Origin of the sequence: Halalkalibacter akibai JCM 9157, assembly GCF_000513135.1 — a bacterium.
Classification (GTDB): domain Bacteria; phylum Bacillota; class Bacilli; order Bacillales; family Bacillaceae_D; genus Halalkalibacter; species Halalkalibacter akibai.
The window spans coordinates 1-2,643 of sequence record NZ_BAUV01000107.1 but is presented as its reverse complement, the minus strand read 5'-3'; the positions used below and the strand labels follow the sequence as shown (position 1 = coordinate 2,643).

The following is a 2,643-nucleotide window of genomic DNA, read 5'->3' as shown; positions in this document are numbered from 1 at the left end:
CTATTTTGTCTTCGTAGGTTTCTACTTCATACTTTTCTTCATAGGTTACTGCTTTATCTTCTTCATTAATTATTAATTCCCATATACCTTGTTGACCAAGATTCATTTGATAGATAATTTCAAATGTATCATTTTTATCAATATCTTTTGTGTGAACATCAATAACTTGAACACCGATATATTCATTTTCAGATACTTTCTCCGTCCAAATTACATCACTATGATTTGTCCATTCCCCATTAACAGAAATCAAGGGCTTATTTAATATGTCATGATTAAAAAAACTCGGTTTTATTACTTCCTCATTAAAAGTTACTTTAAAAGAGTAAGAAATTCTATTGTCATTAACATAAGATTCACAAATTGATAAAGAAATTTCTCCATCAGTAACCATCAAATCTTCTTTCGTCACTTTGTTATTGCGCTCCGCATTTATTAATTCCGCAAACCAATGACTATCTTCACTATTTAGGACCTTGAATATTGAGTTTGTCTCTGAACACTCACTAGCAGCAAAACCTTGAGGTGGATAAAACAATAGAATACTACAAAACGCGAGAAACAAAGTTAGTTGTTTTTTCATGTTGAACTCCTCCTTCATAGTTTTATTATTATTCCATTATTTTACTTTTATTCGCAGCTTGGTTACTTTCTTTCTTTATTTAGCTATGTTAAATAATATTGTTGATTTTATAACAAAAAATCAGAGAACCCTCGTTATCCGTAGGTTCCCTTGTTATTGAACTAACGCACCCGTTACTTTAATAAGAAAACAGCACTCGTTTGATAGATAAACAATACCTTTTATTCTAATGGATTATTCTTTTTACTTGGATAATCAATTGAATCGGCTATTTCAACTAACTTTTCAGGAGTGACCTTTTTTGAAATCTTCTTAGGAATATTAAACATATATTGCCAATCATCTCTCTCGAAAACGAGGGCTTCAAAAGAGTCTGAAACGTTAATAAACTTTGCTTCATTGCCGTTTTTGAGTTTGAATATTTTAACAATCCGCTTATCTTTGATTGGAATTTTATGCTCAATAGGTCGAACAAAGATAAAATAATTATTTTCTGGTGACTTATCATTGATAAACTCTAATTCAAGAGAATCGTTTATGTCACCTTCTGCATCTGTAAACCTTCCAAAATGGTGTGTAAAGTTTAAAGGCGGGAGCCTCAGCGGTAGTTTTAAGTCTTTTTTGAAATGATTTTCAAATTCTTTAACAGCTTCCTCAACCGTTTTATAACCAATTTGAGGATATATTTCTTCAAAAGGTCGAGACTCACTGTTTGTCTTTGCAGAAGCTGTTACACTGTTTACTCCACAAATAAAGGTACTAAAAATAAGCATTACAAGAAAAATATTTTTCGTCAATTTACATCACCCTAACTGTTTTTAGGTATTACCTTAACCTGTAAATTAACAAATATTCACTTTCCGCTATACTGCGCCTTTAGCGCAATAGGAGCAGACATATTCGACAACCCTTTGTTAAGCTATCGCATCCGTTAGTGCAACAAGCACTCATTTACTGAAAAGTTCCCCTTCCATCGTTACTTGCTTGTTTTAATTCCTTCTTATATTTATTATAAGCACCAATAACTCCTAACAAATACAACCCCCATAGGACTGGATTAGTCAATCCAATACCAACCTGAGAAACACCACCAAGTAAACTTAAAATTATAAGTAGGGAGAAGAAGTATATCCCCGAAAAAACAATGAAAATAAGTTCTTGTTTGTTTGACTTAAATACTGGTTCTCCTTTTTGACGGGTAATAACAGCCAATACAATAAAGATAACAACTCCTATCACCCAGTCGACATAGTTATTACTATATCAGGGAAGAAGTCTATTACAACCATAAAAGTGAAAAAAAACAGTGCTAAAGCCTGTGATATAAAATTAACTCTTTTTTTCATTTGTCACTATCCTCTCCTACTCAATCCATTCGCATAGTTACTTACTATTAATCATAACATCATTAATTTCCTTTATAAGTACAAAAAAATGCGTTTCTGCATTATTGCAGAAACGCCTCCTTTAGTTCAATAACCTCTTTCTTTTTAAATAACTACAAATCAAAATACCTATAAATCCACCTAATGTATTTAACATAATATCATCTACATTAAACACACCTAATTGTGTAACATATTGCACTAATTCAATAGTAAGACTAAACATCAATATTAATACTATTGTCGAAGTGTTCTTTAATTTAGGTAATAGGAGTGGAATTAAAACTCCTATTGGGATGAAAAGTAACACTACACCGAAAGTATTAGAAAACCAAGTAGTAAAATTATAGCTATGAATATTAAATAGGTAAGTGCCAATGGTGGCAAAAGGGACAAAATTATGTGACACTCCAGTATAACTCCCATCAAGTCTTCCTGGATAAAACGAACTGACTCCTAAAAAGCTAACGAATAACACCAAAGAAATATAAAACAAAGAAAAAAGAATAATCCACGATTTTGATTTCAAATCAAGAACTAACAGTTTCAATGGACATACCTCCTCAATAAAAGGTATGTCCATGGATTGTTTGTTATTCGTAACCAGTTAATTGCCTCGTAAATTTCAACAGTAAGTGCGCAAATTTTATTCAACTAATGCTCCCGTTAGTTCAA

General features: G+C 31.7%; 4 protein-coding genes. All 4 read right to left on the bottom strand.

Translation table 11 applies throughout. The features are described from left to right. Window positions 1-583 (bottom strand): hypothetical protein (locus JCM9157_RS22830; RefSeq protein WP_035668776.1); only part of this gene is annotated, 583 nt, incomplete at its 3' end. A 221-nt stretch (window positions 584-804) separates the two neighbouring features. After that, window positions 805-1,380, bottom strand: a complete 576-nt coding sequence (locus JCM9157_RS22825; RefSeq protein ID WP_035668775.1) for a hypothetical protein — start codon at window positions 1,378-1,380, stop codon at window positions 805-807. Window positions 1,381-1,534: 154 nt separating this feature from the next. Continuing rightward, window positions 1,535-1,822 (bottom strand): hypothetical protein, encoded by a 288-nt coding sequence (locus tag JCM9157_RS22820; RefSeq protein WP_235715086.1) that lies wholly within the window; start codon window positions 1,820-1,822, stop codon window positions 1,535-1,537. 228 nt (window positions 1,823-2,050) lie between these two features. Then, window positions 2,051-2,518 carry a VanZ family protein gene (locus tag JCM9157_RS22815; protein WP_052013329.1) on the bottom strand — a complete coding sequence of 156 codons (468 nt, stop codon included), beginning with the start codon at window positions 2,516-2,518 and terminating at the stop codon, window positions 2,051-2,053. Window positions 2,519-2,643: the final 125 nt, after the last annotated feature.